This is a genomic window from Cupriavidus sp. Met-2, from assembly GCF_049843575.1.
In the GTDB taxonomy this organism is placed as follows: domain Bacteria; phylum Pseudomonadota; class Gammaproteobacteria; order Burkholderiales; family Burkholderiaceae; genus Cupriavidus; species Cupriavidus metallidurans.
Genome location: NZ_JBBHZL010000002.1, coordinates 91,136 through 113,604, shown reverse-complemented (window position 1 = coordinate 113,604; position 22,469 = coordinate 91,136). Strand labels below are relative to the sequence as shown.

The following is a 22,469-nucleotide window of genomic DNA, read 5'->3' as shown; positions in this document are numbered from 1 at the left end:
CTCAGGGAAAGGAGTCCGCGCGCCGGTGACCGGCCACGCGAGGAGGGTGTGGCCGGTCACTCATCGCCAATGACAACAAGTGAAGGAGACAGGTATGACCAAGTTGCGTCCGCTGGTAACCGGGGTGGCGGCAGTTGTGGCACTGGGTTCCGCGCTGGTATCGGGAGTGGCTGCAGCCGATACGGTGAAGATCGCGTTTATCGATCCGCTTTCGGGTTTGATGGCCCCCGTGGGCCAGAACCAGCTCAAGAGCTGGCAGTACGTGGCCGACGTGGCTAACCAGAAGAACTGGGCGGGCGCGCACAAGTTCGAGGTAGTGGGGTTTGACAACAAGCTGTCGCCGCAGGAAAGCCTGACCATCCTCAAGCAGGCCGTGGACCAGAACATCCGCTATATCGTCCAGGGCAACGGCTCCGCCGTGGGGCTGGCGCTGGAAGACGCGGTGGCCAAGCACAACGAGCGCAATCCGGGCAAGGAAATCGTCTACCTGAATTACGCCGCGGTGGACCCGGACATGACCAACAGCAAGTGCAATTACTGGCATTTCCGGCTCGACGCGAACTCCGACATGAAGATGGAGGCGCTGACGACGTATCTGGCCAAGGACCCGAACGTCAAAAAGGTCTACCTGATCAACCAGAACTACTCGTTTGGCCACCAGGTGGCGCGCGCGGCAAAGGAATACCTGAAGCGCAAGCGTCCTGACATCCAGATCGTCGGCGAGGATCTGCACCCGCTGGCGCAGGTCAAGGACTTCGCGCCGTATGCGGCCAAGATCAAAGCGTCCGGCGCCGATACGGTGATCACCGGCAACTGGGGTAGCGACCTTGCGCTGCTGATCAAGGCGGGCAAGGATGCCGGCCTGCCGGTCAACTACTACACGTACTACGCGGCCACCACCGGGGTGCCGACGGCGATGGGTGCCTCCGGCGCCGAGCACGTGAAGTACGTCGGCTACTACAACCCGAACAATCCCACCTTCAAGGGTGGCGACATCGTCGAAGGCTTCAAGAAGAAGTACAACGACGACTTCTATGTGATGGCGGCCTACTCGGGCGTTGCCTTCCTTGCCAAGGCCATGAAGGACACTGGTTCCACGGACCCGGTCAAGGTGGCCAAGGCGATGGAGGGCATGAAGGTCGAGAGCATGAACGGGACGGTGGAAATGCGTAACACCGACCACCAGGCCCAGCAACCGCTGGTGGTGGCCACCTGGACCAAGGTCAACGGCAAGGACATCAAGTTTGACCAGGAAAACACCGGCTATGGCTGGAAGACCAACGCGCAGCTCGACCAGTTCGTGGCCGCGCAGCCGACTTCCTGTCAGATGAAACGGCCGAACTAAGTCGGGAAGACAAAGAGAAGGAAGGGCAGATCAGGGTTCCCGTTCGCGCGGGAACCCTGGACAATGCGGATTTTGTCGGGCCATGCTCCGGTGCCGAGGAGTTGCCGTGGAATTTTTTGTCATCTCGCTGTTGAACGGTGTCAGCTACGGGCTGTTGCTGTTCATGCTGTCATCGGGGCTGACGCTGATCTTCAGCATGATGGGTGTGCTGAACTTTGCGCACGCCAGTTTCTACATGCTGGGCGCGTACTTCGCCTACACCATTGCCACCAAGGTTGGCTTCTGGCCCGCGCTGATCTTTGCGCCGTTGCTGGTGGCTGGCGCTGGGGCACTGGTGGAGCGCTTCGGCCTGCGTACCGTCCATAAGTTCGGTCACGTCGCTGAACTATTGTTCACCTTCGGGCTGGCCTATCTGATCGAGGAAGGGGTCAAGCTTGTCTGGGGCCTGGCCGCTGTGCCGTACCGGATTCCCGAGGTACTGGATGGCCCGCTCTTCACCGTCTTCACTTCGTCGTTCCCGAAGTACCGTGCGTTCATGATGCTCGTGTCACTGGGGATGCTGGTGGCGATCTACCTGGTGCTCACACGTACCCGCATCGGCCTGGTGATCCAGGCGGCGCTGACCCATCCCGAGATGGTCGAGGCCCTTGGTCACAACGTGCCGCGTGTCTTCATGATGGTCTTCGGCGGCGGTGCCGCGCTGGCCGGCCTGGCTGGGGTCATCGGCGGCAATGCGTTCGTGACCGAGCCGTCGATGGCGGCCGCGGTCGGGTCGATCGTGTTTGTCGTGGCCGTGGTTGGCGGCATGGGGTCACTCGTAGGGGCGTTCATCGCTTCGATCCTGATCGGGGTGCTGCAGACTTTCGCCGTGACGATCGACGCCTCGATGGCGGGGCTGCTCGGCAGCCTTGGCATGACAGTCACCGATGCCACGCCGCTCAGTTCGCTCTGGAAACTCACAGTCGCCCAGGTGGCGCCGGTGCTGCCTTACGTGTTGATGGTGGTGATGCTGATCTTCCGCCCGCGCGGGCTGATGGGTACCCGGGAGAGCTGAGCGATGGAGTCGACGACGATGCAACAATCCTCCGATCCGGTGGTCACGGGGCGGACCATGCGCTACCGCCCGATGAACCTGTTGCGCTGGCTGATTTGGAGCGTGACCGTGGTGCTGATGCTGGTGATGCCATTGATCTTCAGCGGTGGCTTCGCGGTGACGCTGCTGTCGCAGATGGGCATCATGATCATCTTCGCGCTTTCGTACAACATGCTGCTTGGGCAGACGGGCATGTTGTCGTTCGGGCACGCCGTGTATTCCGGGCTTGGCGCGTTTATCGCGGTGCACGTGCTGAACATGATCGGCGCGGGCAAGGTCTGGCTGCCGGTGTCGATGCTGCCGCTGGTGGGCGGGCTGGCCGGCGCGTTCTTCGGCGTGATCTTCGGCTACGTGACCACGAAGAAGTCGGGTACCACATTCGCCATGATCACGATGGGGATTGGCGAGATGGTCTTTGCCAGTTCGCTGATGTTCCCGGACTTCTTCGGTGGCGAGGGCGGTATCTCGACCAACCGGGTGGTCGGCGAGCCGTTCCTCGGCATCACATATGGCCACGGCCGTCAGGTGTATTACCTGATCGCCGCATGGTGCCTGCTGTCGATGGTGGCGATGTATGCGTGGACCCATACGCCGCTGGGCCGTATCGCCAACGCCGTGCGCGATAACCCCGAGCGCGTGGAGTTCATCGGTTACAACACGCAGCGGGTGCGCTATCTGGTGCTGATCCTGTCGGCGTTCTTCGCCGGCATCGCCGGCGCGCTGTCAGCGATCAACTTCGAGATTGTCTCGGCGGAGAACGTCAGCGCCGTGCGCTCGGGCGGCGTGTTGCTTGCGGCGTTCATCGGCGGGGCGGGGGTGTTCTTCGGCCCGGTGATTGGCGCCATCGTGTTCACGCTGTTCGCCGTCGCACTGTCCGATCTGACCAAGGCATGGCTGCTCTACCTGGGCCTGTTCTTTGTGATGATGGTGATGTTCGTGCCGGGCGGCATTGCCAGCCTGCTAATGATGCAGATGCCACTGGTGGCAAAGAAGCAGTTCGGCCGGATGCTGCCGTACTACGGGCGGGCTGCAGTGGCCGGCGCGGTGCTGCTGGCCGCGCTGATCCTGACGGTCGAGATGGTGTACAAAGTGCAGGTCGATAGCGCCAATGGCACGGAAATGTCGCTGGTGGGCATCGGCTTCGATGCCGGCACGTTCGCGCCATGGATTGTTGCTGCGGCGCTGTGGGCATTGGGGTATGCGGCGTGGCGCTGGGCGGCGGGGCAGGTTCGCGCACAGCTCGATGCGATCCAGACGCAAACCGGAGGACACGCATGACGACGCCCGCACTTGAACTTTCCGACGTCCGCAAGCGATTCGGCCAGACCGAGATTATCCGGGGCGTCACCCTTTCCATTGGCAAAGGTGAGCGCCACGCGCTGATCGGGCCGAACGGGGCGGGCAAGTCCACCACGTTCAACCTGATCTCCGGCCGTTTCGCGCCGACCTCGGGAAGCGTGAAGCTGAACGGGCAGAGCATTGCCGGACTGCGGCCGTTCGAAATCAACCGGATGGGGCTCTCGCGCAGCTTCCAGATCACGAACATCTTTCATCGGCTGTCCGTGTTCGAGAACCTGCGTTGTGCGGTGCTCTGGTCGCTCGGCTATAAGTACTCGTTCTGGCATCGCCTGTCCGAATTGCGCGACGCGCGCGAGCGTGCAGAGGAAGTGCTCGAACTGATCGGCATGGAGCATCGGCGCAATACGCAGGCCGGCTTGTTGACCTATGCGGAGCAGCGCGCGCTGGAAATCGGCATCACGATTGCCGGCGGGGCCGAGGTCATCTTGCTCGATGAGCCGACGGCTGGTATGAGCCGTTCCGAGTCTGACCATGCCGTGGAACTGATCCGGAAGGTCACCGTCGGCAAGACGCTGGTGATGGTGGAGCACGACATGAGCGTCGTGTTTGGCCTGGCGGACAGGATCTCCGTGCTGGTCTACGGCGAGGTCATCGCCACCGATACACCCGAGGCGATTCGGAACAATCGCAAGGTCAAGGAGGCTTATCTGGGTACCACGCTGGATGAGGCGGCCACCGAGGGAGCGCACGGATGAGCACGCGGATGCTGGAAGTCACCGGGCTGCACGCCTACTACGGCAAGAGCCATATCCTCCACGGCGTGGATGCGCATGTGGATCAGGGCGAAATCGTCGCACTGCTCGGCCGCAACGGTGTGGGGCGGTCGACCATGGCCAAGGCGATACTTGGCATGGTGAAGGCGGAGGGTTCGGTCAAGTTCCGGGGCGAGGAAATGCTCGGGCGCCGCACGTTCGAGATCGCACATGCGGGGATCGGCTACGTACCGGAGAATCGCGACATCTTCCCGACGCTGACCGTGCGGCAGAACCTGACCCTCGGCGAGAAGCGCAATCCGCGACAGGCCAAGCCACGCTGGTCTGTCGCGGATATGTATCAGATGTTCCCAAGGCTCAAGGAGCGTGAGAATACGCCGGCCGGCGTGCTGTCTGGCGGCGAGCAGCAGATGCTGACGCTATGCCGCACGCTGATGGGCGACCCGGATCTGGTCCTGATCGACGAGCCCACCGAGGGCCTCGCGCCAATGATCGTCACGCTGGTGGGAGATTTTCTGAAGACGCTCAAGGAACGCGGCATCTCGGTGCTGCTGATCGAGCAGAAGCTGGCGATCGCGCTCGACATTTCGCAGCGCGTCTATGTGATGGGCCACGGCCATATCGTCTTCGAGGGGACCCCCGTTGAACTGAAGGCGAATGCGCAGATACGGAAGGAGTGGCTGGAGGTGTAGGTGCTGAGCCGGGATTCAGATCCCAGACCAGATACATATCGGCGTCGCGCCTCGATGGCCGGCCCGGCTGTTGTTCAATCCACTGCTGTAGATTCAAAGCGTCTTTCTCACGCAGGTGAGCAAGGCGCTTTGCCATGCGCGTCAGACTGCGCTGGCGTTCTTGTCCCCCCGAGCTGCTCTGACGCCGCGCGATTGACCCTGCGCAATCGCAATCCACCCCGCCATCATTTTGAGACTCTGGCACTTGGCCCTCGTTGCCACGATGCCTAGGATTGCCCGTGTCGTCGACGCGCGTCGGCGTACGGGTTGCGTGCCTGGCACGCCATTCTCACACTTCAAGGTTCATATGAACGGGGTCATCGAGCTATTCGGCTGGTTTGTGTTCAACGTCGCGTTGCCGTTGGGCGCACCGTTAGCACTGCTGCCTTTGGCTCGCGTCCCGAGTTTCTTTCGCGCGCATCGCCGGGGCATCGTCTGGCACGCCATCAAAGGTGGTCAATTGCTTTGGGCCGTGATTCCGATGAGCGCCAGCGCCTGCCACCTGCTGGCCACCGCGCTCGAGGTACCCGGAGTGTCTGATGCTCTTCGGCCTTACATCTGGTTTGTCATGGCGATCCACGTAGTGGTGATCGTTGCGGCATCCGTGCTTGTGCTGTTTGCCACCATGGATGCGCATCAGCGTGACGTTCTGGCGCATTCGCAAGCGCAAAGGATCCCACGTTCCTGGGTCTGGCTCACCTGTATGAGCGGGGGTGTCCATTTTGTGGGCTACGTGGCTCTAGTCAGGCCGAACTTGCCCTTGTAGTTTCCAACTCGACAGGAGTAACTATGATTAGATTTCTCAGCAGGATGCATGAAGACAAGGTGTTCTTCACGAAGGTCATGGATCGCTTTCTCACCGTCCTGACACTGGTATCCGTAGGAACCATGGGTGGAGCGATGTATGAGCTGCTGAAGCGAAGCCAGTGAGTGATCTCGTTCCCCAGGCAAAAGCGCCCGCAATGCGGGCGCTAGCGCTTTTGGTGCCGTGACGCCAGCAAGCGTCGGCGATCAGTCCTTCTTTACCAGTTCAAACGGCATGTCTTCGTAGTCGATCATGCGCGTGCCGCGTACGATGCGGTAGCCGAGCCATAGCGCCAGGAAGACTGGCACGCCAATGTAGGTCGAGACGATCTCTTGCCAACGGCCGGGGATGTCAGTGAATGCCTGATAGTTCTGGCCGCCCACGATGACGAGACACAGCACGCCAGCGAAGATCGGGCCGAACGGATAGAGCGGAGAGCGGTAGGCAAGATCGCTGACCTTGTAGCCCTGGTACAGCAGACCCTTGCGGAAACGATAGTGGCTGACGGCGATACCGAGCCACGCGAAGAAGCCGGTCATTGCCGATGTGTTGAGCAGCCACAGGTACACGGCCTTGTCGCCGAACAGCGAACTGAAGAAGCACAGCGCGCCGATGCCCGTGGTCACCAGCAGCGCGTTGAATGGCACGCCGTTCGGGGTGAGCTTGGCTAGAGCCCTTGGGGCGCGCTGGCTGACCGCCAAGCCATAGAGAATCCGAGTCGAAACATACATGCTCGATGTCCCCGCCGAGAGCAGCGCGGTCAGCACCACGGCGTTCATCAGCGCCGCGGCAAAAGCCAGGCCAGCGTGCTGGAATACCAGTGCAAACGGGCTGACGCCAACGTCGGTCACGTCATTGCGAAGCAGGTTCGGGTCGGTATACGGAATGAGCACGCCAATGATCAGGATGGCAACGACATAGAACAGCAGGATGCGCCAGAACGTCTGTCGGATCGCGCGCGGAATCGTGCGTCCGGGGTCCGCGGCTTCACCAGCCGCCACGCCGACCGTCTCGGTTCCTTGAAATGAGAAGCCGGCAATCATCGCCACCGCGAACAGCCCGGGGAGGCCACCGACGAATGGGGCTTCGCCGGTCGTGAAGTTGTGCCAGCCCGATTGTGGCCCACCCTTGAGGATGCCGAGGATCATCAGCACGCCCACGCACAGGAAAACGACGACGGTTACAACCTTGATCATGGCGAACCAGTACTCGGCCTCGCCGAAGCCCTTCACCGAGAACGCATTGAGCGCGAACATCAGTGCCAGAAAGCCCGCGCTCCAGTAGATGCCCGGTACCTCCGGGAACCAATACTGCATGACCAACTGGGCTGCGGTCAGTTCGACGGCAATTGTCACGGCCAGGCTGAACCAGTAGTTCCAGCCAAGTGCGAAGCCAAAGCCCTCGTCGACGTAGAGGGCGCTGTAGGTTACGAATGATCCTGCCACGGGCATGTGCACCGCGAGCTCGCCAAGGCTGGTCATCAGGCAGTACACCATCAGGCCGATCAGGCAGTAGGCCAGCAGGGCGCCGCCGGGGCCGGACTGTGCGATGGATGCGCCCGAGGCGACAAACAGTCCGGTGCCGATGGCACCACCCAGGGCGATCATCGTCAGGTGGCGGGCCTTGAGCTTGCGGTGCAGGTCGTCGTGCTCGACGACCGGGTGTTGATGGGGGTGTGGATGGGACATCAGGGTCGCTGGATCGTCGGAGGGGTGTGGTTGGACTAGGTCTTGTGGACCGGCCGGATCACCCCGGAAAAACGAAAGGCGCGAGTCTACCGTGCCTTATTCGATGGATTCGAGGCGTGTATCAAATAAAGTAGTGCAGGGTGTCGAATTCGTCTCGGAAGTGGCGTGGCAGGCATAGGGATGGGGCGTTTCTACGGGTTCCCCCTGAGGGATTTGGGCCGCGCGCAGGATCACCATGAACGCCGGATAAAGCCGGCATGAAGGCCGCGCATAACGCGGTTTGCGCGGTCGAAAAATGAAATTGAACGACCGTGCTATTTTGTGTATGCTTGATCCGCTTTCGAGCCAGATGGCTTGTGTGGCAAGGGATTGCGGGGCATAACACGATCAACCCGCGGTCCTGGCAGTACCCCTTCATTCGAGAATTCGAATCCCGAGACAATATCCAGACACCAAAGGAACGCGTATGACAGCGCAGTATCAGGTTCAGGACGGCGTAGCCGTCATCACACTCGACAATCCCCCCGTCAACGGCCTCGGTCACAGCACCCGCCTTGGCATCGTCGAAGGCTTGACCCGTGCGCTGGATGACGCGGCCGTCAAGGCAGTGGTCATTACCGGCGCCGGCAAGGCTTTCTCGGGCGGCGCCGACATCCGCGAATTCAACACGCCCAAGGCCACGCAGGAGCCGACGCTGCACTCGGTGATCCGCGCCCTGGAAGCCTCCACCAAGCCGATCGTGGCGGCAATTCACTCGGTCGCCATGGGTGGCGGCCTGGAACTGGCGCTGGGCTGTAACTATCGCGTGGCCGCCAAGGGCGCCCAGATCGCGCTGCCGGAAGTCAAGCTCGGCCTGCTGCCGGGCGCTGGTGGCACGCAACGCCTGCCGCGTCTGATCGGCCTGGAGCACGCGCTGAACATGATCGTGTCCGGCACCGCGATTCCGTCGGAGAAGTTCGCCGGTTCGAAGCTGTTCGACGAGATCGTCGATGGCGACGTGCTGCCTGCCGCCGTCAAGTTCGCCCAGAGCGTGGCTGCCGCGCCGGGACCGTACCCGAAGGTGCGCGACCTGAAGGTGCGCCACGAGAACGCCGAAGGCTTCCTGGCCTTCGCCCGCAATACCGTGGCTGCCGTGGCCAAGAATTTCCCGGCCCCGCTGAAGTGCGTGGATGCCGTGGCGGCTTCGCTGAAGCCGTTCGAGGCTGGCCTGAAGGACGAGCGTGATGGCTTCATGTACCTCGTCGGCACGCCGGAATCGCGCGCGCTGCGTCACGCCTTCTTTGGCGAGCGCGCCGCCAGCAAGATCCCCGATGTGCCCGAAGGCACCCCGGTGCGCAAGATCGAACGCGTTGCAGTGATCGGCGCCGGCACGATGGGTGGCGGCATCACGATGAACTTCCTGAACGCCGGCATCCCCGTGACGATGCTGGAAATGAAGCAGGAAGCGCTGGAACGCGGCGTGGCCACGATCCGCCGCAACTACGAGAACAGCGCCAAGAAGGGCAAGCTGACGCAGGAGAAGGTCGAGCAGCGCATGGGCCTGCTGACCACCACGATGTCCTATGACGACATCAAGAACGCCGACCTCGTGATCGAGGCCGTGTTCGAAGAAATGGGCGTCAAGGAAACCGTCTTCAAGAAGCTGGACGAAGTGATGAAGGACGGCGCGATCCTGGCCTCCAATACCTCCACGCTGGACGTCAACAAGATTGCCTCGTTCACGCGTCGTCCGCAGGACGTGGTCGGCATGCACTTCTTCAGCCCGGCCAACGTGATGAAGTTGCTGGAAGTCGTGCGCGGCGAGAAGACCGGCAAGGACGTGCTGGCCACCGTCATGCAGATCGGCAAGAAGATCAAGAAGACGGCCGTGGTGTCGGGCGTTTGCGACGGCTTCATCGGCAACCGCATGATCGAGCAGTACAGCCGCCAGGCCGGCTACCTGCTGGACGAAGGCGCGCTGCCCGAGCAGGTGGACAAGGCCATCGAGAAGTTCGGTTTCGCGATGGGCCCGTTCCGTATGGGCGATCTGGCTGGCAACGACATCGGCTGGGCGATCCGCAAGCGCCGCGCCGTGGACAAGCCGGACATCCAGTACTCGAAGACGGCGGACAAGCTCTGCGAGATGGGCCGCTTCGGTCAGAAGACCGGCGCAGGCTGGTACGACTACAAGGCTGGTGATCGCAAGCCGTACCCGAACAAGCAGGTCAACGACATGATCGTCGAGCACTCGAAGGAGCTCGGCATCACGCGCCGCAAGATCTCGGATGAGGAAATCGTCGAACGTCTGGTGTTTGCACTGGTGAACGAAGGCGCCAAGATCCTGGAGGAGGGCATTGCCTCGAAGGCGTCGGACATCGACATGGTCTACCTGACCGGCTACGGCTTCCCGCTGTTCCGTGGTGGCCCGATGCTGTACGCGGACCAGGTCGGCTTGTACAACGTGGCCCAGTCCATGAAGCGCTATGCCAAGGGTTACCACGGCGAAGCGTGGGTGGTGGCGCCGCTGCTGCAGAAGCTGGCAGACGAGGGCAAGGGCTTCAACGGCTGATCGCGACCGCGTGAACGCAAAGGGATAACGCGAATCATGGCTTATGGCGCGCAGGATTGCCTGCTGGTGATCGATGTGCAGAACGACTTCATGCCGGGGGGCGCGCTGGCCGTGCCGCGCGGCGATGAAGTCGTGCCGATCATCAACCGGTTGGCGCCGGCATTCGAGCACGTGGTGCTGACGCAGGACTGGCATCCCGCCGGTCATGTGTCCTTCGCAACGAGCCATGTCGGTACCGCGCCGTTCCAGACCATGATGTTGCTGTATGGCGAGCAAGTGCTGTGGCCCGATCACTGCGTGCAGGGCACGCTCGGCGCCGCGCTGCATGCAGACCTGCGCATCCCGCACGCGCGGATGGTGATCCGCAAGGGTCACCACGCCAACGTGGACAGCTACAGCGCGTTCATGGAGGCGGACCGCGCGACGAAGACCGGACTGGCTGGCTACCTGCGCGAGCAGGGCGTTCGCCGGGTGGTCTGCGTCGGGTTGGCAACGGATTACTGCGTGGCCTGGACCGCGCTCGATGCGCGCGCAGCGGGCTTCGAGGCGGTGGTCGTGGAAGATGCCTGCCGCGCGATCGATCTGAACGGATCGCTCGACCGGGCATGGCGAGAACTGGCTGCGGCCGGTGTTCGTCGCACGACTGCCGACGCACTGCGGTCTGGTGCCGGTACGCACAATCCCTGGCTCCCTGAGTCCTGAAGCGTCACGCAACGAAAGCCGAATACACCGAATATTTCTCGCAAGTTTGCAAGAGACACCAAGATACCGAGGAGCAACACATGAACGAGGCAGTCATCGTATCCACCGCCCGCACCGGGCTGGCCAAGAGCTGGAAGGGCGCTTTCAACATGACCCACGGCGCGACCCTGGGCGGTCATGCCGTACAGCACGCCATCGCCCGCGCGAAGATCGAAGCCGGTGAAGTGGAAGACGTGCTGATGGGTTGTGCCAACCCCGAGGGCGCCACCGGCGCCAACATCGCGCGCCAGATCGCCCTGCGAGCTGGTTGCCCGGTGACCGTGCCAGGCGCCACCGTGAACCGTTTCTGCTCGTCCGGCCTGCAGACCATTGCCATGGCCGCGCAGCGCGTGATCGCAGATGAGGGCGACATCTTCGTCGCTGGCGGCGTGGAGTCGATCTCGTGCGTTCAGCAGGACATGAACCGCCACATGATTCAGGAAAGCTGGCTGAACAAGAACAAGCCGGAAATCTACTGGAGCATGCTGCAGACCGCCGAGAACGTGGCCAAGCGCTACAACATCGGTAAGGATCGCCAGGACGAGTACGGCGTGCAGAGCCAACTGCGTGCCGCCGCTGCCCTGGAAGCCGGCAAGTTCAAGGACGAAATCGTGCCGATGACGGTGCTGGCAGGTGTGGCCGACAAGGCCACCGGCCAGCTGATGACGAAGGAAGTCACGATCGACGCCGACGAAGGTATCCGTGCCGACACCACGCTGGAAGCCGTGTCGAAGATCCGCACGGCCATGCCGGGTGGCGTGATCACCGCTGGCAATGCCTCGCAGTTCTCGGATGGCGCCTCGGCAGCCGTCGTGATGAACGCACGCGTGGCCGCCGCCAAGGGCCTGCAGCCGTTGGGCGTCTTCCGTGGTTTTGCCGTGGCGGGTTGCGAGCCTGACGAAATGGGTATCGGCCCGGTGTTTGCGGTGCCGAAGCTGCTGAAGAAGGCTGGCCTGAAGGTTGACGACATCGGTCTGTGGGAACTGAACGAAGCGTTCGCCGTGCAGGTGCTGTACTGCGCCGACAAGCTGGGCATCCCGATGGATCGCCTGAACGTCAACGGCGGCGCGATCGCCGTGGGTCACCCGTACGGTGTGTCGGGCGCGCGTCTGGTCGGCCATGCGCTGATCGAAGGCAAGCGCCGTGGCGTCAAGTACGTCGTGGTGACGATGTGCATCGGCGGTGGTCAGGGTGCCGCCGGCCTGTTCGAAGTGCTGTAAGGCATCTCGGGCACACACTGTGTTCCCCCTCTCTCATGCAATGGGAGAGGGGCGGGGGAGCGAGCTTTCCGGTTCAGGCGGCGATCTGTCGCAAGCCGCGCCGCAGCGCATGCTCCCCCAACCCCTCTGCCGCTTGGCGGGAGAGGGGCGCTTTTCCCCCACCGCATACTGAAGGCCAAGCCGCCTTTCGTTTCAGCCCGGAGCTTCCTATTCCATGTCGCTGATTCTTTCCCGTCGTGACCTCAACTTCGTTCTGTACGAATGGCTGAAGGCCGAGGAACTGACACAGATTCCCCGATTTTCCGATCACTCGCGCGAGACGTTCGACGCCGCGCTGGATACGTGCGAGAAAATCGCCACTGATCTGTTCGCCCCGCACAACAAGAAAAGCGATGCCCAGGAGCCGCATTTCGATGGCGAGACGGTCACGATCATCCCCGAAGTCAAGACCGCGCTGAAGGCCTTCTGCGATGCGGGCCTGATGGCCGCCGGCCAGGACTATGAGTACGGTGGCATGCAGTTGCCCGTCACGCTGGAGAAGGCCGCGTTCGCCTACTTCAAGGCCGCCAACGTTGGCACGAGTTCGTACCCGTTCCTGACGATCGGTAACTCGAACCTGCTGCTCACGCACGGCACCCCGGCACAGATCGATACGTTCGTGCGTCCCGAACTGGAAGGTCGCTTCTTTGGCACGATGTGCCTGTCGGAACCGCAGGCGGGTTCGTCGCTATCGGACATCACCACCCGCGCCGACTACGAAGGCGAGTCGCCGTTGGGCCAGCAGTATCGGCTGCGCGGCAACAAGATGTGGATCTCGGCGGGCGAGCACGAGCTCTCGGACAATATCGTCCACCTCGTGCTGGCCAAGATCCCGGGCCCGGATGGCAAGCTGATCCCGGGTGTGAAGGGTATCTCGCTGTTCATCGTGCCGAAGTACCTCGTCAACGAGGATGGCTCGCTGGGCGAGCATAACGACGTCGTGCTGGCGGGCCTGAACCACAAGATGGGCTATCGAGGCACCACCAACTGCCTGCTGAACTTCGGCGAAGGCATGAAGTACCGCCCGAATGGCAAGGCGGGTGCGATCGGTTATCTGGTCGGCGAGCCGCACAAGGGCTTGGCCTGCATGTTCCACATGATGAACGAGGCGCGCATTGGCGTTGGCCTCGGCGCCGTGGCACTTGGCTATACCGGTTACCTCCACGCGCTGGACTACGCGCGCAATCGTCCGCAGGGCCGCCCGGTGGGGCCGCAGGGCAAGGATCCGGCGAGCCCGCAGGTCAAGCTGGTCGAACATGCCGACGTCCGTCGGATGCTGCTGGCGCAAAAGAGCTACGTCGAAGGCGGTCTGGCGTTGAACCTGTACTGCGCGCGGCTGGTCGACGACGAGCACGCGGCCAAGGCGGCCGGCGAGGCCGAGCGGCAATGCGAACTGTCGCTGCTGTTGGATATCCTCACGCCGATCGCCAAGAGCTGGCCGTCGCAGTGGTGCCTGGAAGCCAATAGCCTGGCCATCCAGGTGCATGGTGGCTACGGCTACACGCGCGAGTACAACGTCGAGCAGTTCTATCGCGACAACCGCCTCAATCCGATCCACGAAGGCACGCACGGTATTCAGGGGCTGGACCTGCTGGGCCGCAAGGTGGTGATGCAGGACGGCGCCGCATTCCAGTTGCTCGGCAAGCGCGTGCAGGACACTTGCCAGCGGGCGCAGGCCACGGGTGACAAGACGCTGGGCGAGCAGGCCCGCGCGCTTGGCGCTGCGACCGCGCGCCTGGCCGAGGTCACGCGCACGCTGTGGGCGGCCGGAGATTCGAATGTCACGCTGGCCAACGCGTCGGTATATCTGGAGGCATTCGGCCATGTCGTCATGGCGTGGATCTGGCTTGAGCAGGTGCTGGTAGCGCAGGCCGCGCTGTCGAACGCCAAGGGCGAGGATGCCGATTTCTATCGCGGCAAGCTGGCTGCGGCGGCGTTCTTCTTCAACTTCGAGTTGCCGAAGGTGTACCCGCAACTCGAGCTGCTTGCATCGCTCGATCGTACGACGCTTGACATGCAGGACGCCTGGTTCTGAACGCAAGCCGCCAAGAGGCAATTCTGGCGTCTAGCCAGAGCCGCTTCGCTTCATTTGTGTAGCGGCGAAGAAGGATAAAACGGGAGACAACATGAGGACCATCCAGCAATTGTTCGACCTCAAGGGCCGTACAGCGCTGATTACTGGCGGATCGCGCGGCCTGGGGCTGCAGATTGCCGAAGCACTTGGTGAACAGGGCGCCCGCGTGGTGCTGTCGGCCCGCAAGGCCGATGAGCTCCAGACCGCGCAGGAACACCTGAAGTCGCGTGGCATTGCGGCGGAGTGGATCGCCGCGGATGGTTCGCGCGATGCCGAAATCGCCCGGCTGGCCGATGAGGCGCTGGCGAAGCTCGGACACGTCGATATCCTCGTCAACAACGCCGGGGCCACCTGGGGCGCGCCGGCCGAGGATCATCCGGTCGAGGCCTGGGACAAGGTGATGAACCTGAACATCCGTGGCCTGTTCCTGCTGACGCAGCGGATTGGCAAGCTGTCGATGATTCCGCGTCGCAGTGGCCGGGTTATCAACGTCGCGTCGATCGCGGGCCTGGCCGGGAACCCGCCGGGTTCGATGGAGACCATTGCCTACAACACTTCGAAGGGCGCCGTGGTCAACTTCACGCGCACGCTGGCGGGCGAGTGGGGCGAGCACAACATCACCGTCAACGCGCTGGCTCCGGGCTTCTTCCCGTCGAAGATGACGCAGGGGTCGCTGGACCGCATGGGCGTGGACAAAATGTGCGAAGGGGTTCCGCTGCATCGCCTGGGTGATGACGACGATCTGAAGGGCGCGGCACTGTTGTTTGCCTCGGATGCCGGCAAGCACATCACCGGCCAGATCCTGGCGGTAGATGGGGGCGTCAGCGCAGTCTGATCACGCGCGGCTGCTTCCCTTTCCCGCATGCGGGAAAGGGAAGGAGACAAAGAGCATAATTGCGCAATCTGTTTTTCACTGCCCCCAAGGATATGACGCAACGCCAACTCACCATCCCATTCCTCGCTGATCTCGGCGTACTCTGCAATTTTATGGAGAACGGCCGCAGCGAGATCGAACTCGACCTGCAGAAACGCCACCAGAACAGCTGGGACATGGCCCACGGTGGTGTGACCATGACCCTGCTCGACGTGGCGATGGCCATCGCCGGACGTTCGTTGGATGCCGAAGGCCGTGGCGTGGTCACGATCGAAATGAAGACGAGCTTCATGGCTCCCGGGCGCGGCAAGGTGTTCGCGCGCGGCCTGGCCGTGCATCGCACCTCGACCATGGTGTTCTGCGAGGGCGAGATTGTCGACGCGGAAGGCAAGATCGTCGCCAAGGCATCAGGGACGTTCAAGTACATCAAGCGCGTGCCACCCAAGCGGGAATCTGGCGCGGCCGATTCGGGCGCGGACGGCTGATCCCGTCGCGCCAGCGCAATACCTCTCTAACCTCAAACGAGCGAAGGAACCGATCATGTCGAAGCAAACGTACAAGCGCATCGTCCTGGCTTCGCGCCCGGAAGCAGCGGTCACCCCCGACAATTTCCGTATCGAGGAACTGCCGGTCCCCGAACTGGCCGACGGCCAGGTGCTGGTGCGCAATCATTTCCTGTCGCTCGACCCGTACATGCGCGGGCGCATGAGCGATAGCAAGTCGTATGCGGATCCGCAGCCGCTCAATGAAGTGATGATCGGCGGTACCGTCGGCGAGGTTATCGCCAGCAAGAATCCCAAGTGGAACGTCGGTGACAAGGTCATCGGCATGTTCGGCTGGCAGGAGCTTGGCGTGAGCGACGGCGGCATGATGCAGAAGGTCGACACCACGCACATTCCGTTGTCCGCCTATCTGGGTTCGGTGGGGATGCCCGGCGTGACGGCCTGGTATGGCCTGAACAAGATCATCGCGCCGAAGGCCGGCGAGACGGTTGTCGTCAGCGCGGCGTCCGGCGCGGTGGGTAGCGTGGTGGGGCAGCTTGCCAAGCTGGCCGGCTGCTACGTGGTGGGCGTGGCCGGCGGCAAGGAAAAGTGCGACTACGTGGTCAACGAGCTTGGCTTCGATGCCTGCGTGGACTACAAGGCGGCCAAGGACGCGAAGGAACTGTACGCGATGGTCAAGGCGGTCACGCCGAAGGGCATCGATGGCTACTTCGAGAACGTTGGTGGAGACATCCTCGACGTCGTGCTGTCCCGCCTGAACCCGTTCGCGCGCATCGCGGTTTGCGGTCTGATCGCTGGCTACGACGGCCAGGACATGCCGATTCGCAATCCGCGCGCGATTCTGGTGGCGCGAGCGAAGATCGAGGGCTTTATCGTGTCCGAGCATATGGAACTCTGGCCGCAGGCACTGCGGGAACTGGGTACTTACGTCGCGCAGGGCAAGATCAAGTTCCGCGAGAGCATTGCCGAAGGTCTGGCCAGCGCACCCGAGGCATTCATCGGGCTGCTCAAGGGCAAGAACTTCGGCAAGCAGCTCGTGAAGCTGGCATAAAGCCGCCTTCGACGCAGTACACCCCCGCAAATAGACAAATAGACAAAGAAAGCACAGGAGACAACCATGAATGCCCCGCAAGCCAAGGATGAGATCGGCGCCGGTCTCTCGGAAGAGGTCAAGGCCCGCTATCGCAACCTGCCGCGCCCGCCCCAGTTCGCCACGCCGGCCGAGGAGCGCCTGCATCGCAAGCAGCGGCTGGCGGCAGCATTCCGGTTGTTCTCCAAGTTCGGTTTCGACGAAGGCGTGGCCGGCCATATCACCGCGCGCGATCCCGAGTTTGGCGATACCTTCTGGGTCAATCCGTTCGGCGTGCATTTCAGCCAGGTCAAGGTGTCGAACCTGATCCGCTGCGACCACCACGGTAACGTGGTGGAGGGCGACTATCCGGTCAACGCCGCCGCATTCGCGATCCACTCGCGCGTGCACCAGACCCGCTCGGATGCCGTGGCCGCCGCGCACTCGCACAGTACCTTTGGCCGTGCGTGGTCGACGCTCGGGCGCAAGCTCGATCCGCTGACGCAGGACGTCTGCGCCTTCTACAACGACCACGCGCTGTATGACGATTTCGGTGGCGTGGTGGTGGAGCTCGACGAAGGTCAGCGTATTGCCAACGCGCTAGGCGACAACAAGGCAGCGATCCTCCAGAACCACGGCCTCCTGACCGTCGGCAAGACCGTCGACGAAGCCGCGTGGTGGTTCATTACGATGGAGCGGTCGTGCCAGGTGCAGTTGCTGGCGGAGGCCGCGGCTGCGCGTACCGGTGACGTGCCGAAGGCGATCAGCGACGCCGCCGCACGTCAGGCGTACTCGATCGTAGGCACGTCGCAGGCGGGGTGGTTCCAGTTCCAGCCGCTCTATGCGCGCATCGTGAAGGAGCAGCCGGACCTGCTCGACTGATTCCAACGGGAGGCGCGGATGCCCGACATCATTCTTCATCAGTACGCCACGTCGCCTTTCTCGGAAAAGATCCGCCTGCTGCTCGGCGCGAAGGATCTGTCCTGGTGCGCAGTGGAGATTCCCCCGATCCTGCCAAAACCAGATCTGGTTGCGCTGACCGGCGGGTACCGGCGCACGCCGGTCATGCAGATCGGCGCCGACGTCTATTGCGATACGGCGCTGATCTGCGAGGTACTGGACCGGATGGCGTCGCTGCCGCCGCTGTATCCGCCCGACCAGGCGGCGGCGTCCCGCGTCATGGCTGCCTGGTTCGACAGCGTGTTGTTTACGGCATCGGTCACCTACACCATGCAGCCTGCTGGCGTGCAGGCCATGCTCGCGCATCTGACGCAGGACCAGATCCAGGCCTTCGTCGCCGATCGAAAGGCCATGCGTGGCGATACCAATGCGCTACGTATGCCACTGCCTGAAGCCGACGCGATGCTGCACGAGACCTTCGCGCGGCTGCAGGAACAGTTCGCGGCCGGCGTGCTCCATGTGGCTGGCCCGATGCTGTCAGTGGCAGATTTCTCGCTGTACCACAACATCTGGTTCATCCGCCGCGCCACGGCACTGGCCGCGATCCTCGATGCCTATCCGCTGGTCAAGGAGTGGTATGCGCGCATGCAGGCCTACGGACACGGCAAGGTGCGCGTGATACCGGCTGAGGATGCGCTGGCCGAGGCACTTCACAATGATCCGTTGGCGCATGACACGACGATCCAGCCGGATAGCGGATTCGCCGCCGGTGATGCGGTGACCGTTACGCCAACTGACTACGCGAAGGACCCGGTGGCCGGGGTGCTCATGACGCTTACCGCCGATGTGGTCACGATCCGCAGGCAAGACCCGCGCGCGGGTGCCGTCAACGTGCATTTCCCGAGGCAGCATTACCAGGTGCAAGCGGCATAGGCATAGGCATAGCCCATCCAGACAAGAACTACGAACACTACGTTCACTACGAACGACAAGTAGAGGGAGACGTTTCATGAAGCAGTTCGAGAGCAAGGTGGCAGTGATTACCGGCGGTGCTTCAGGATTCGGCAAGGAATTCGCGCGAATCGGTGCGTCGCTGGGCATGAAGCTGGTGCTGGCGGACGTCCAGGAGGACTCGCTGGACAGCACCGTGGCCGAATTCAAATCGCAGGGCGCCCAGGTGATCGGGTTGCGCACGGACGTGTCGAAGGCCGAGGAAGTCCAGGTGCTGGCCGATGCCGCGATGACGGCGTTCGGCGAGGTCAACCTGCTGTTCAACAACGCGGGTGTGGGCGCGGGCGGCCTGATCTGGGAAAACACGCAGAAAGACTGGGACTGGGTGCTCGGCGTGAACCTCTACGGCGTGGTCAATGGCGTGCGGATCTTCACGCCGCTGATGCTGGAGGCGGCCCGCAAGGACCCGGGCTATCAGGGGCATATCGTCAATACCGCGTCGATGGCGGGCCTGCTGAATCCGCCGGCCATGGGCGTGTACAACGTTTCCAAACATGCGGTGGTCGCGTTGTCCGAGACGCTCTACCAGGATCTGAGCCTGGTCACGGACCAGGTGCATTGCTCGGTGCTGTGCCCGTTCTACGTGCCCACCGGCATCAGCCAGTCGCAGCGTAACCGGCCGGCCAATATGGCCAACGATCAACCACCCACGCGCTCGCAGATGGTGTCGCAGGCGCTGTCCGACAAGGCGGTCAACTCGGGCAAGGTTAGCGCGGCCGACGTGGCGCAGATGACGTTCGATGCGATCCGCGAGGACGGTTTCTATATCTACTCCCACCCGCAATCGCTGGATTCCGTCCAGCGGCGCATGGAGGAGATCGTCAACCAGCGCAATCCGGGCGATCCGTTCGGTGACAAGAGCGAAGTGCGGGCGGGCCTGATCGCCGCGCTGCGCGGCTAAGCTGGCCAGGAACTTGCGTACACGAACACGAACAGGACGAACCGGACAACCGATATGGCCGAGACCGCCAGGGAGACCATGATGACCGCACCCGCCGTGATCCACCACAGGCAGTTTGCGAACCTGCCCAACGGCACGCGCTTGCATTACGCGAGTGCGGGCGAGCAGGGCAGGCCGCTGATCCTGTTCGTGCACGGCTTTCCGGAGTTCTGGTACGAGTGGGAAAACCAGCTCGCAGAGTTCGGCCAGACGCATTTTGCGGTCGCGCCGGACCTGCGCGGGTTCAATCTGTCCAGCAAGCCGGCCGATGTGGCAGCGTACAAGCCCAAGCATCTGGTCGAGGATCTGGTGCAGTTCATCCGCGTGCTGGGCTATGAGCGGTGCGTCATCGTCGCGCATGACTGGGGCGGCGCGCTCTGCTGGAACCTGGCGGCGCAGTTCCCGGAAGCGGTCGAGCGGCTCGTGATCATCAACTCGCCGCATCCCTATGTGTTCGCGCGGGCGTTGGCGAGTGACCCGGCACAGCAGCAGGCCTCGGCCTATATGAACTGGCTGCGCAAGCCGGGTTCAGAACAGGCCATGGCCGCCAACGACTTCGCATTGCTGGAAAAGATGCTGACCGGCGATGCCTCCACGGTGCCGGCGTGGTTCGTGGGTGAGACTCGCGCGAAGTATCACGCGGCGTGGTCACAACCGGGCGATGGCGGCTCGCATTCGCTGACGGGCGGTGTCAATTACTACCGGGCATCGCCGATGCACCCGCCCTTGCCGGGAGAACCGGCGCCCGACATCTCGCGCCTCGATCCATCCGCGTACATCGTGCGGGTGCCCACGCTGGTTATCTGGGGCGAGAGCGACCGGGCGCTGCCGAAATCGCTAGTCGACGGGCTGGAGGAATTCGTGCCAGACATGCGGCTCGAGCGCATTCCGGAGGGCACGCACTGGATCATCCACGAACAGCCGGAGCGCGTGAACCTGCTGATCCGCAGTGCGTTGCCCTAGTCCCGTAGCTTCCCGGTCCTGTCGCCGGGCTTAGCTCAAGCGCTCCCGATAGAGCCGATAGTTCTCGTCATCGAAGCATACGAAGGTGACCTGCTCGATGGACGGGGACTTCGGCAGTGCCTCGCGCACCGCGGCAATGGCGATGTCCACGGCCCGCTCACGCGGGAAGCCGTAAATGCCGGTACTGATGTTCGGAAATGCCACCGTGCGCAGATTGTGCTCGCCCGCCAGACGGATGCTGTTGCGGTAGGCGCTCGCCAGCTGCGTCTCCTCTTCCTTGCTGCCACCATGCCAGACCGGCCCCACGGCGTGGATGACATAGGGTGCTGGCAGCAGGCCTCCGGTGGTGATCACGGCTTCCCCGGTCGGGCAGCCCCCTTGCGCATCACGGATCGCGCGGCATGCGTCCATGATGGCCGGGCCGCCCGCGCCATGAATCGCGCCATCGACGCCACCACCGCCCAGCAGGCCGCTATTGGCCGCGTTGACGATGGCATCCACTTCCATCCGGGTAATATCGCCGTGCACGACCTGCAAGTGTTCCCCTGTCATGGTGTCTCCTGGTCTCCGGGTTAGGGCGGCCATGACATGGCGCCCGTTCTCAAGCATACGCCGCGAAACGGCGTTTCGCTGTGTGGCCGATCATCGCGCAAAAGGTGTGTCTGTGCGAGGATAAACGCTTGAATACGTAATGCTGCTCTACGGAATCACTGGCATGATATGGAAATCGAACGACCGTTCAGAAATAGAACACCAGTACATGCCCGCGCAGCCGTTGGACTCTCAGGTCGCCCAGTTGCTCGACCTGATCGCGCGAGCAAAGCGGCCGGCCATCCATACGATGGACCCGGTTGACGCCAAGATCGCGTACGAGAAGAGCGCGCCGATTCTGGACCTGTCGCCCGCGCCAGTGCACGGTGTGGAGGATTTTCAGGTGACCGCGCGCGACGGCCATGCCATTCCGGTGCGGCTTTACTCACCGCGCGAGGCAAGCTGGGCCGATCCGCTGCCGCTTCTGGTGTACTTCCATGGCGGTGGTTTCACGGTGGGCAGCGTCAACTCCCATGATTCGCTGTGCCGGGTGTTCTGCAATGGCGCGGAGTGCCTGGTGCTGTCAGTCGATTACCGGCTGGGCCCGGAGTGGAAATTTCCGGTGGCGGCCAACGATGCCTTCGATGTCCTGCATTGGGTGTTCGAGGAAGCCGCGCGCATTGGCGCCGACGCCACGCGCATCGCGCTGGGCGGCGATAGTGCTGGCGGAACGCTGGCGGCGGCTTGCGCGGTAGAAGCCAGGGACCACGGATTGGCGCCGGTGCTGCAGATGCTGATCTATCCGGGCACCTGCGCGCGGCAGGATACGCCATCGCATCGTGCGCTGGCCGAGGGTTATCTGCTGACCGCCGAGATGATCCAGTGGTTCTTTTCGCAGTACCTGGATGTCGACGCCAGCCGTGACGACTGGCGGTTTGCTCCGCTGGACGGGGGCGGCGAAGGTGCCGACGTGCGGGGCTGCTGCCCGGCCTGGATTGCGGTGGCCGGGTACGATCCGCTCCATGACGAGGGCGTGGCTTATGCCGCGAAGCTGGAAGCGGCGGGGGTGGTGGCCAGCCTGACCGACTACCCCACCATGATTCACGATTTTTTCAAGCTCGGACGTTTTATCGGCGCGGTGGCAGGCGCCCATGCGGATGCCACGGCCGCCCTGCGAAGGGCGTTCGGGATATAGGGCCCCGGCCTCGCGCCATTGGGCTCTTTCGAGTATCTGACCCGTTCATAGAAAAGCGGGCGGGAAGCCCCGATTCACGATTCAAACCAAGTCGCAATCGCGCATTCTTGTAGCAGAAGGAGACTCA

At 62.8% G+C, this 22,469-nt stretch carries 21 protein-coding genes; 19 read left to right on the top strand and 2 right to left on the bottom strand.

Annotated features, from left to right (window positions below; all coding sequences use genetic code 11):
• Positions 1-94 precede the first annotated feature (94 nt).
• From WD006_RS05705 to WD006_RS05675, 7 genes are all read left to right on the top strand, one after another.
• On the top strand, positions 95-1,345 hold the full coding sequence (locus tag WD006_RS05705) for a branched-chain amino acid ABC transporter substrate-binding protein (RefSeq protein WP_011516589.1): 1,251 nt from the start codon (positions 95-97) through the stop codon (positions 1,343-1,345).
• A 106-nt stretch (positions 1,346-1,451) separates the two neighbouring features.
• Positions 1,452-2,399: a branched-chain amino acid ABC transporter permease gene (locus WD006_RS05700; protein WP_029307826.1), complete on the top strand. Its 948-nt coding sequence runs from the start codon at positions 1,452-1,454 to the stop codon at positions 2,397-2,399.
• A 3-nt stretch (positions 2,400-2,402) separates the two neighbouring features.
• A complete protein-coding gene (locus WD006_RS05695; protein ID WP_011516587.1) occupies positions 2,403-3,716 on the top strand; it encodes a branched-chain amino acid ABC transporter permease in 1,314 nt (437 codons plus the stop codon).
• Entirely contained in the window at positions 3,713-4,492 is a 780-nt protein-coding gene (locus WD006_RS05690; RefSeq protein ID WP_011516586.1) for an ABC transporter ATP-binding protein, read from the top strand. Before WD006_RS05695 ends, WD006_RS05690 begins: the two co-directional genes overlap by 4 nt.
• Positions 4,489-5,202 (top strand): ABC transporter ATP-binding protein, encoded by a 714-nt coding sequence (locus WD006_RS05685; protein ID WP_011516585.1) that lies wholly within the window; start codon positions 4,489-4,491, stop codon positions 5,200-5,202. Before WD006_RS05690 ends, WD006_RS05685 begins: the two co-directional genes overlap by 4 nt.
• Positions 5,203-5,548: 346 nt before the next feature.
• A complete protein-coding gene (locus tag WD006_RS05680) occupies positions 5,549-6,007 on the top strand; it encodes a hypothetical protein (protein ID WP_029307827.1) in 459 nt (152 codons plus the stop codon).
• Between the two features lie 23 nt (positions 6,008-6,030).
• The gene (locus WD006_RS05675; RefSeq protein ID WP_008650237.1) at positions 6,031-6,171 is read left to right on the top strand and encodes a hypothetical protein; all 141 of its coding nucleotides are present in this window, start codon (positions 6,031-6,033) and stop codon (positions 6,169-6,171) included.
• A gap of 81 nt (positions 6,172-6,252) precedes the next feature.
• Here the strand turns inward: WD006_RS05675 and WD006_RS05670 are convergent, their stop codons facing one another.
• Entirely contained in the window at positions 6,253-7,734 is a 1,482-nt protein-coding gene (locus tag WD006_RS05670; RefSeq protein WP_011516582.1) for an amino acid permease, read from the bottom strand.
• Positions 7,735-8,200: 466 nt separating this feature from the next.
• Between WD006_RS05670 and WD006_RS05665 the strand changes: the two genes are divergently transcribed.
• From WD006_RS05665 to WD006_RS05615, 11 genes are all read left to right on the top strand, one after another.
• A complete protein-coding gene (locus WD006_RS05665; RefSeq protein WP_008650235.1) occupies positions 8,201-10,282 on the top strand; it encodes a 3-hydroxyacyl-CoA dehydrogenase NAD-binding domain-containing protein in 2,082 nt (693 codons plus the stop codon).
• Between the two features lie 36 nt (positions 10,283-10,318).
• Complete coding sequence (gene pncA, locus WD006_RS05660) at positions 10,319-10,984, top strand: bifunctional nicotinamidase/pyrazinamidase (protein ID WP_029307828.1); 666 nt, start codon at positions 10,319-10,321, stop codon at positions 10,982-10,984.
• Positions 10,985-11,064: 80 nt separating this feature from the next.
• Positions 11,065-12,243, top strand: coding sequence for an acetyl-CoA C-acyltransferase (locus tag WD006_RS05655; RefSeq protein ID WP_008650233.1), 1,179 nt, complete (start codon positions 11,065-11,067; stop codon positions 12,241-12,243).
• Between the two features lie 214 nt (positions 12,244-12,457).
• Entirely contained in the window at positions 12,458-14,317 is a 1,860-nt protein-coding gene (locus WD006_RS05650; protein WP_011516579.1) for an acyl-CoA dehydrogenase, read from the top strand.
• A 91-nt stretch (positions 14,318-14,408) separates the two neighbouring features.
• Positions 14,409-15,191 (top strand): SDR family oxidoreductase, encoded by a 783-nt coding sequence (locus WD006_RS05645; protein WP_011516578.1) that lies wholly within the window; start codon positions 14,409-14,411, stop codon positions 15,189-15,191.
• Positions 15,192-15,283: 92 nt separating this feature from the next.
• On the top strand, positions 15,284-15,715 hold the full coding sequence (locus WD006_RS05640; protein ID WP_024569840.1) for a PaaI family thioesterase: 432 nt from the start codon (positions 15,284-15,286) through the stop codon (positions 15,713-15,715).
• Between the two features lie 55 nt (positions 15,716-15,770).
• The gene (locus WD006_RS05635; protein ID WP_029307829.1) at positions 15,771-16,784 is read left to right on the top strand and encodes an NADP-dependent oxidoreductase; all 1,014 of its coding nucleotides are present in this window, start codon (positions 15,771-15,773) and stop codon (positions 16,782-16,784) included.
• Between the two features lie 66 nt (positions 16,785-16,850).
• The gene (locus tag WD006_RS05630) at positions 16,851-17,684 is read left to right on the top strand and encodes a class II aldolase/adducin family protein (RefSeq protein ID WP_008650227.1); all 834 of its coding nucleotides are present in this window, start codon (positions 16,851-16,853) and stop codon (positions 17,682-17,684) included.
• 18 nt (positions 17,685-17,702) lie between these two features.
• A complete protein-coding gene (locus WD006_RS05625) occupies positions 17,703-18,635 on the top strand; it encodes a glutathione S-transferase family protein (RefSeq protein WP_029307830.1) in 933 nt (310 codons plus the stop codon).
• 76 nt (positions 18,636-18,711) lie between these two features.
• A complete protein-coding gene (locus WD006_RS05620) occupies positions 18,712-19,614 on the top strand; it encodes an SDR family oxidoreductase (protein WP_011516575.1) in 903 nt (300 codons plus the stop codon).
• Positions 19,615-19,695: 81 nt separating this feature from the next.
• Entirely contained in the window at positions 19,696-20,616 is a 921-nt protein-coding gene (locus tag WD006_RS05615) for an alpha/beta fold hydrolase (RefSeq protein WP_011516574.1), read from the top strand.
• Between the two features lie 30 nt (positions 20,617-20,646).
• Here WD006_RS05615 and WD006_RS05610 read toward each other — a convergent pair whose 3' ends face one another.
• A complete protein-coding gene (locus WD006_RS05610) occupies positions 20,647-21,168 on the bottom strand; it encodes an O-acetyl-ADP-ribose deacetylase (protein ID WP_008650222.1) in 522 nt (173 codons plus the stop codon).
• Positions 21,169-21,376: 208 nt separating this feature from the next.
• On the opposite strand from WD006_RS05610, the gene WD006_RS05605 reads away from it, so the two are divergent.
• Complete coding sequence (locus WD006_RS05605) at positions 21,377-22,342, top strand: alpha/beta hydrolase (protein WP_412842292.1); 966 nt, start codon at positions 21,377-21,379, stop codon at positions 22,340-22,342.
• The last annotated feature ends 127 nt before the right edge of the window (positions 22,343-22,469 follow it).

What these genes read in the sequence shown, in the direction of transcription:
- WD006_RS05705 (WP_011516589.1), top strand. Translation starts at nt 95, where the DNA reads ATGACCAAGTTGCGTCCGCTGGTAACCGGGGTGGCGGCAGTTGTGGCA.
- WD006_RS05695 (WP_011516587.1), top strand. Translation starts at nt 2,403, where the DNA reads ATGGAGTCGACGACGATGCAACAATCCTCCGATCCGGTGGTCACGGGG.
- WD006_RS05690 (WP_011516586.1), top strand. Translation starts at nt 3,713, where the DNA reads ATGACGACGCCCGCACTTGAACTTTCCGACGTCCGCAAGCGATTCGGC.
- WD006_RS05685 (WP_011516585.1), top strand. Translation starts at nt 4,489, where the DNA reads ATGAGCACGCGGATGCTGGAAGTCACCGGGCTGCACGCCTACTACGGC.
- WD006_RS05680 (WP_029307827.1), top strand. Translation starts at nt 5,549, where the DNA reads ATGAACGGGGTCATCGAGCTATTCGGCTGGTTTGTGTTCAACGTCGCG.
- WD006_RS05675 (WP_008650237.1), top strand. Translation starts at nt 6,031, where the DNA reads ATGATTAGATTTCTCAGCAGGATGCATGAAGACAAGGTGTTCTTCACG.
- WD006_RS05670 (WP_011516582.1), bottom strand. Translation starts at nt 7,734, where the DNA reads ATGTCCCATCCACACCCCCATCAACACCCGGTCGTCGAGCACGACGAC.
- WD006_RS05665 (WP_008650235.1), top strand. Translation starts at nt 8,201, where the DNA reads ATGACAGCGCAGTATCAGGTTCAGGACGGCGTAGCCGTCATCACACTC.
- pncA (WP_029307828.1), top strand. Translation starts at nt 10,319, where the DNA reads ATGGCTTATGGCGCGCAGGATTGCCTGCTGGTGATCGATGTGCAGAAC.
- WD006_RS05655 (WP_008650233.1), top strand. Translation starts at nt 11,065, where the DNA reads ATGAACGAGGCAGTCATCGTATCCACCGCCCGCACCGGGCTGGCCAAG.
- WD006_RS05650 (WP_011516579.1), top strand. Translation starts at nt 12,458, where the DNA reads ATGTCGCTGATTCTTTCCCGTCGTGACCTCAACTTCGTTCTGTACGAA.
- WD006_RS05645 (WP_011516578.1), top strand. Translation starts at nt 14,409, where the DNA reads ATGAGGACCATCCAGCAATTGTTCGACCTCAAGGGCCGTACAGCGCTG.
- WD006_RS05640 (WP_024569840.1), top strand. Translation starts at nt 15,284, where the DNA reads ATGACGCAACGCCAACTCACCATCCCATTCCTCGCTGATCTCGGCGTA.
- WD006_RS05635 (WP_029307829.1), top strand. Translation starts at nt 15,771, where the DNA reads ATGTCGAAGCAAACGTACAAGCGCATCGTCCTGGCTTCGCGCCCGGAA.
- WD006_RS05630 (WP_008650227.1), top strand. Translation starts at nt 16,851, where the DNA reads ATGAATGCCCCGCAAGCCAAGGATGAGATCGGCGCCGGTCTCTCGGAA.
- WD006_RS05625 (WP_029307830.1), top strand. Translation starts at nt 17,703, where the DNA reads ATGCCCGACATCATTCTTCATCAGTACGCCACGTCGCCTTTCTCGGAA.
- WD006_RS05620 (WP_011516575.1), top strand. Translation starts at nt 18,712, where the DNA reads ATGAAGCAGTTCGAGAGCAAGGTGGCAGTGATTACCGGCGGTGCTTCA.
- WD006_RS05615 (WP_011516574.1), top strand. Translation starts at nt 19,696, where the DNA reads ATGACCGCACCCGCCGTGATCCACCACAGGCAGTTTGCGAACCTGCCC.
- WD006_RS05610 (WP_008650222.1), bottom strand. Translation starts at nt 21,168, where the DNA reads ATGACAGGGGAACACTTGCAGGTCGTGCACGGCGATATTACCCGGATG.
- WD006_RS05605 (WP_412842292.1), top strand. Translation starts at nt 21,377, where the DNA reads ATGCCCGCGCAGCCGTTGGACTCTCAGGTCGCCCAGTTGCTCGACCTG.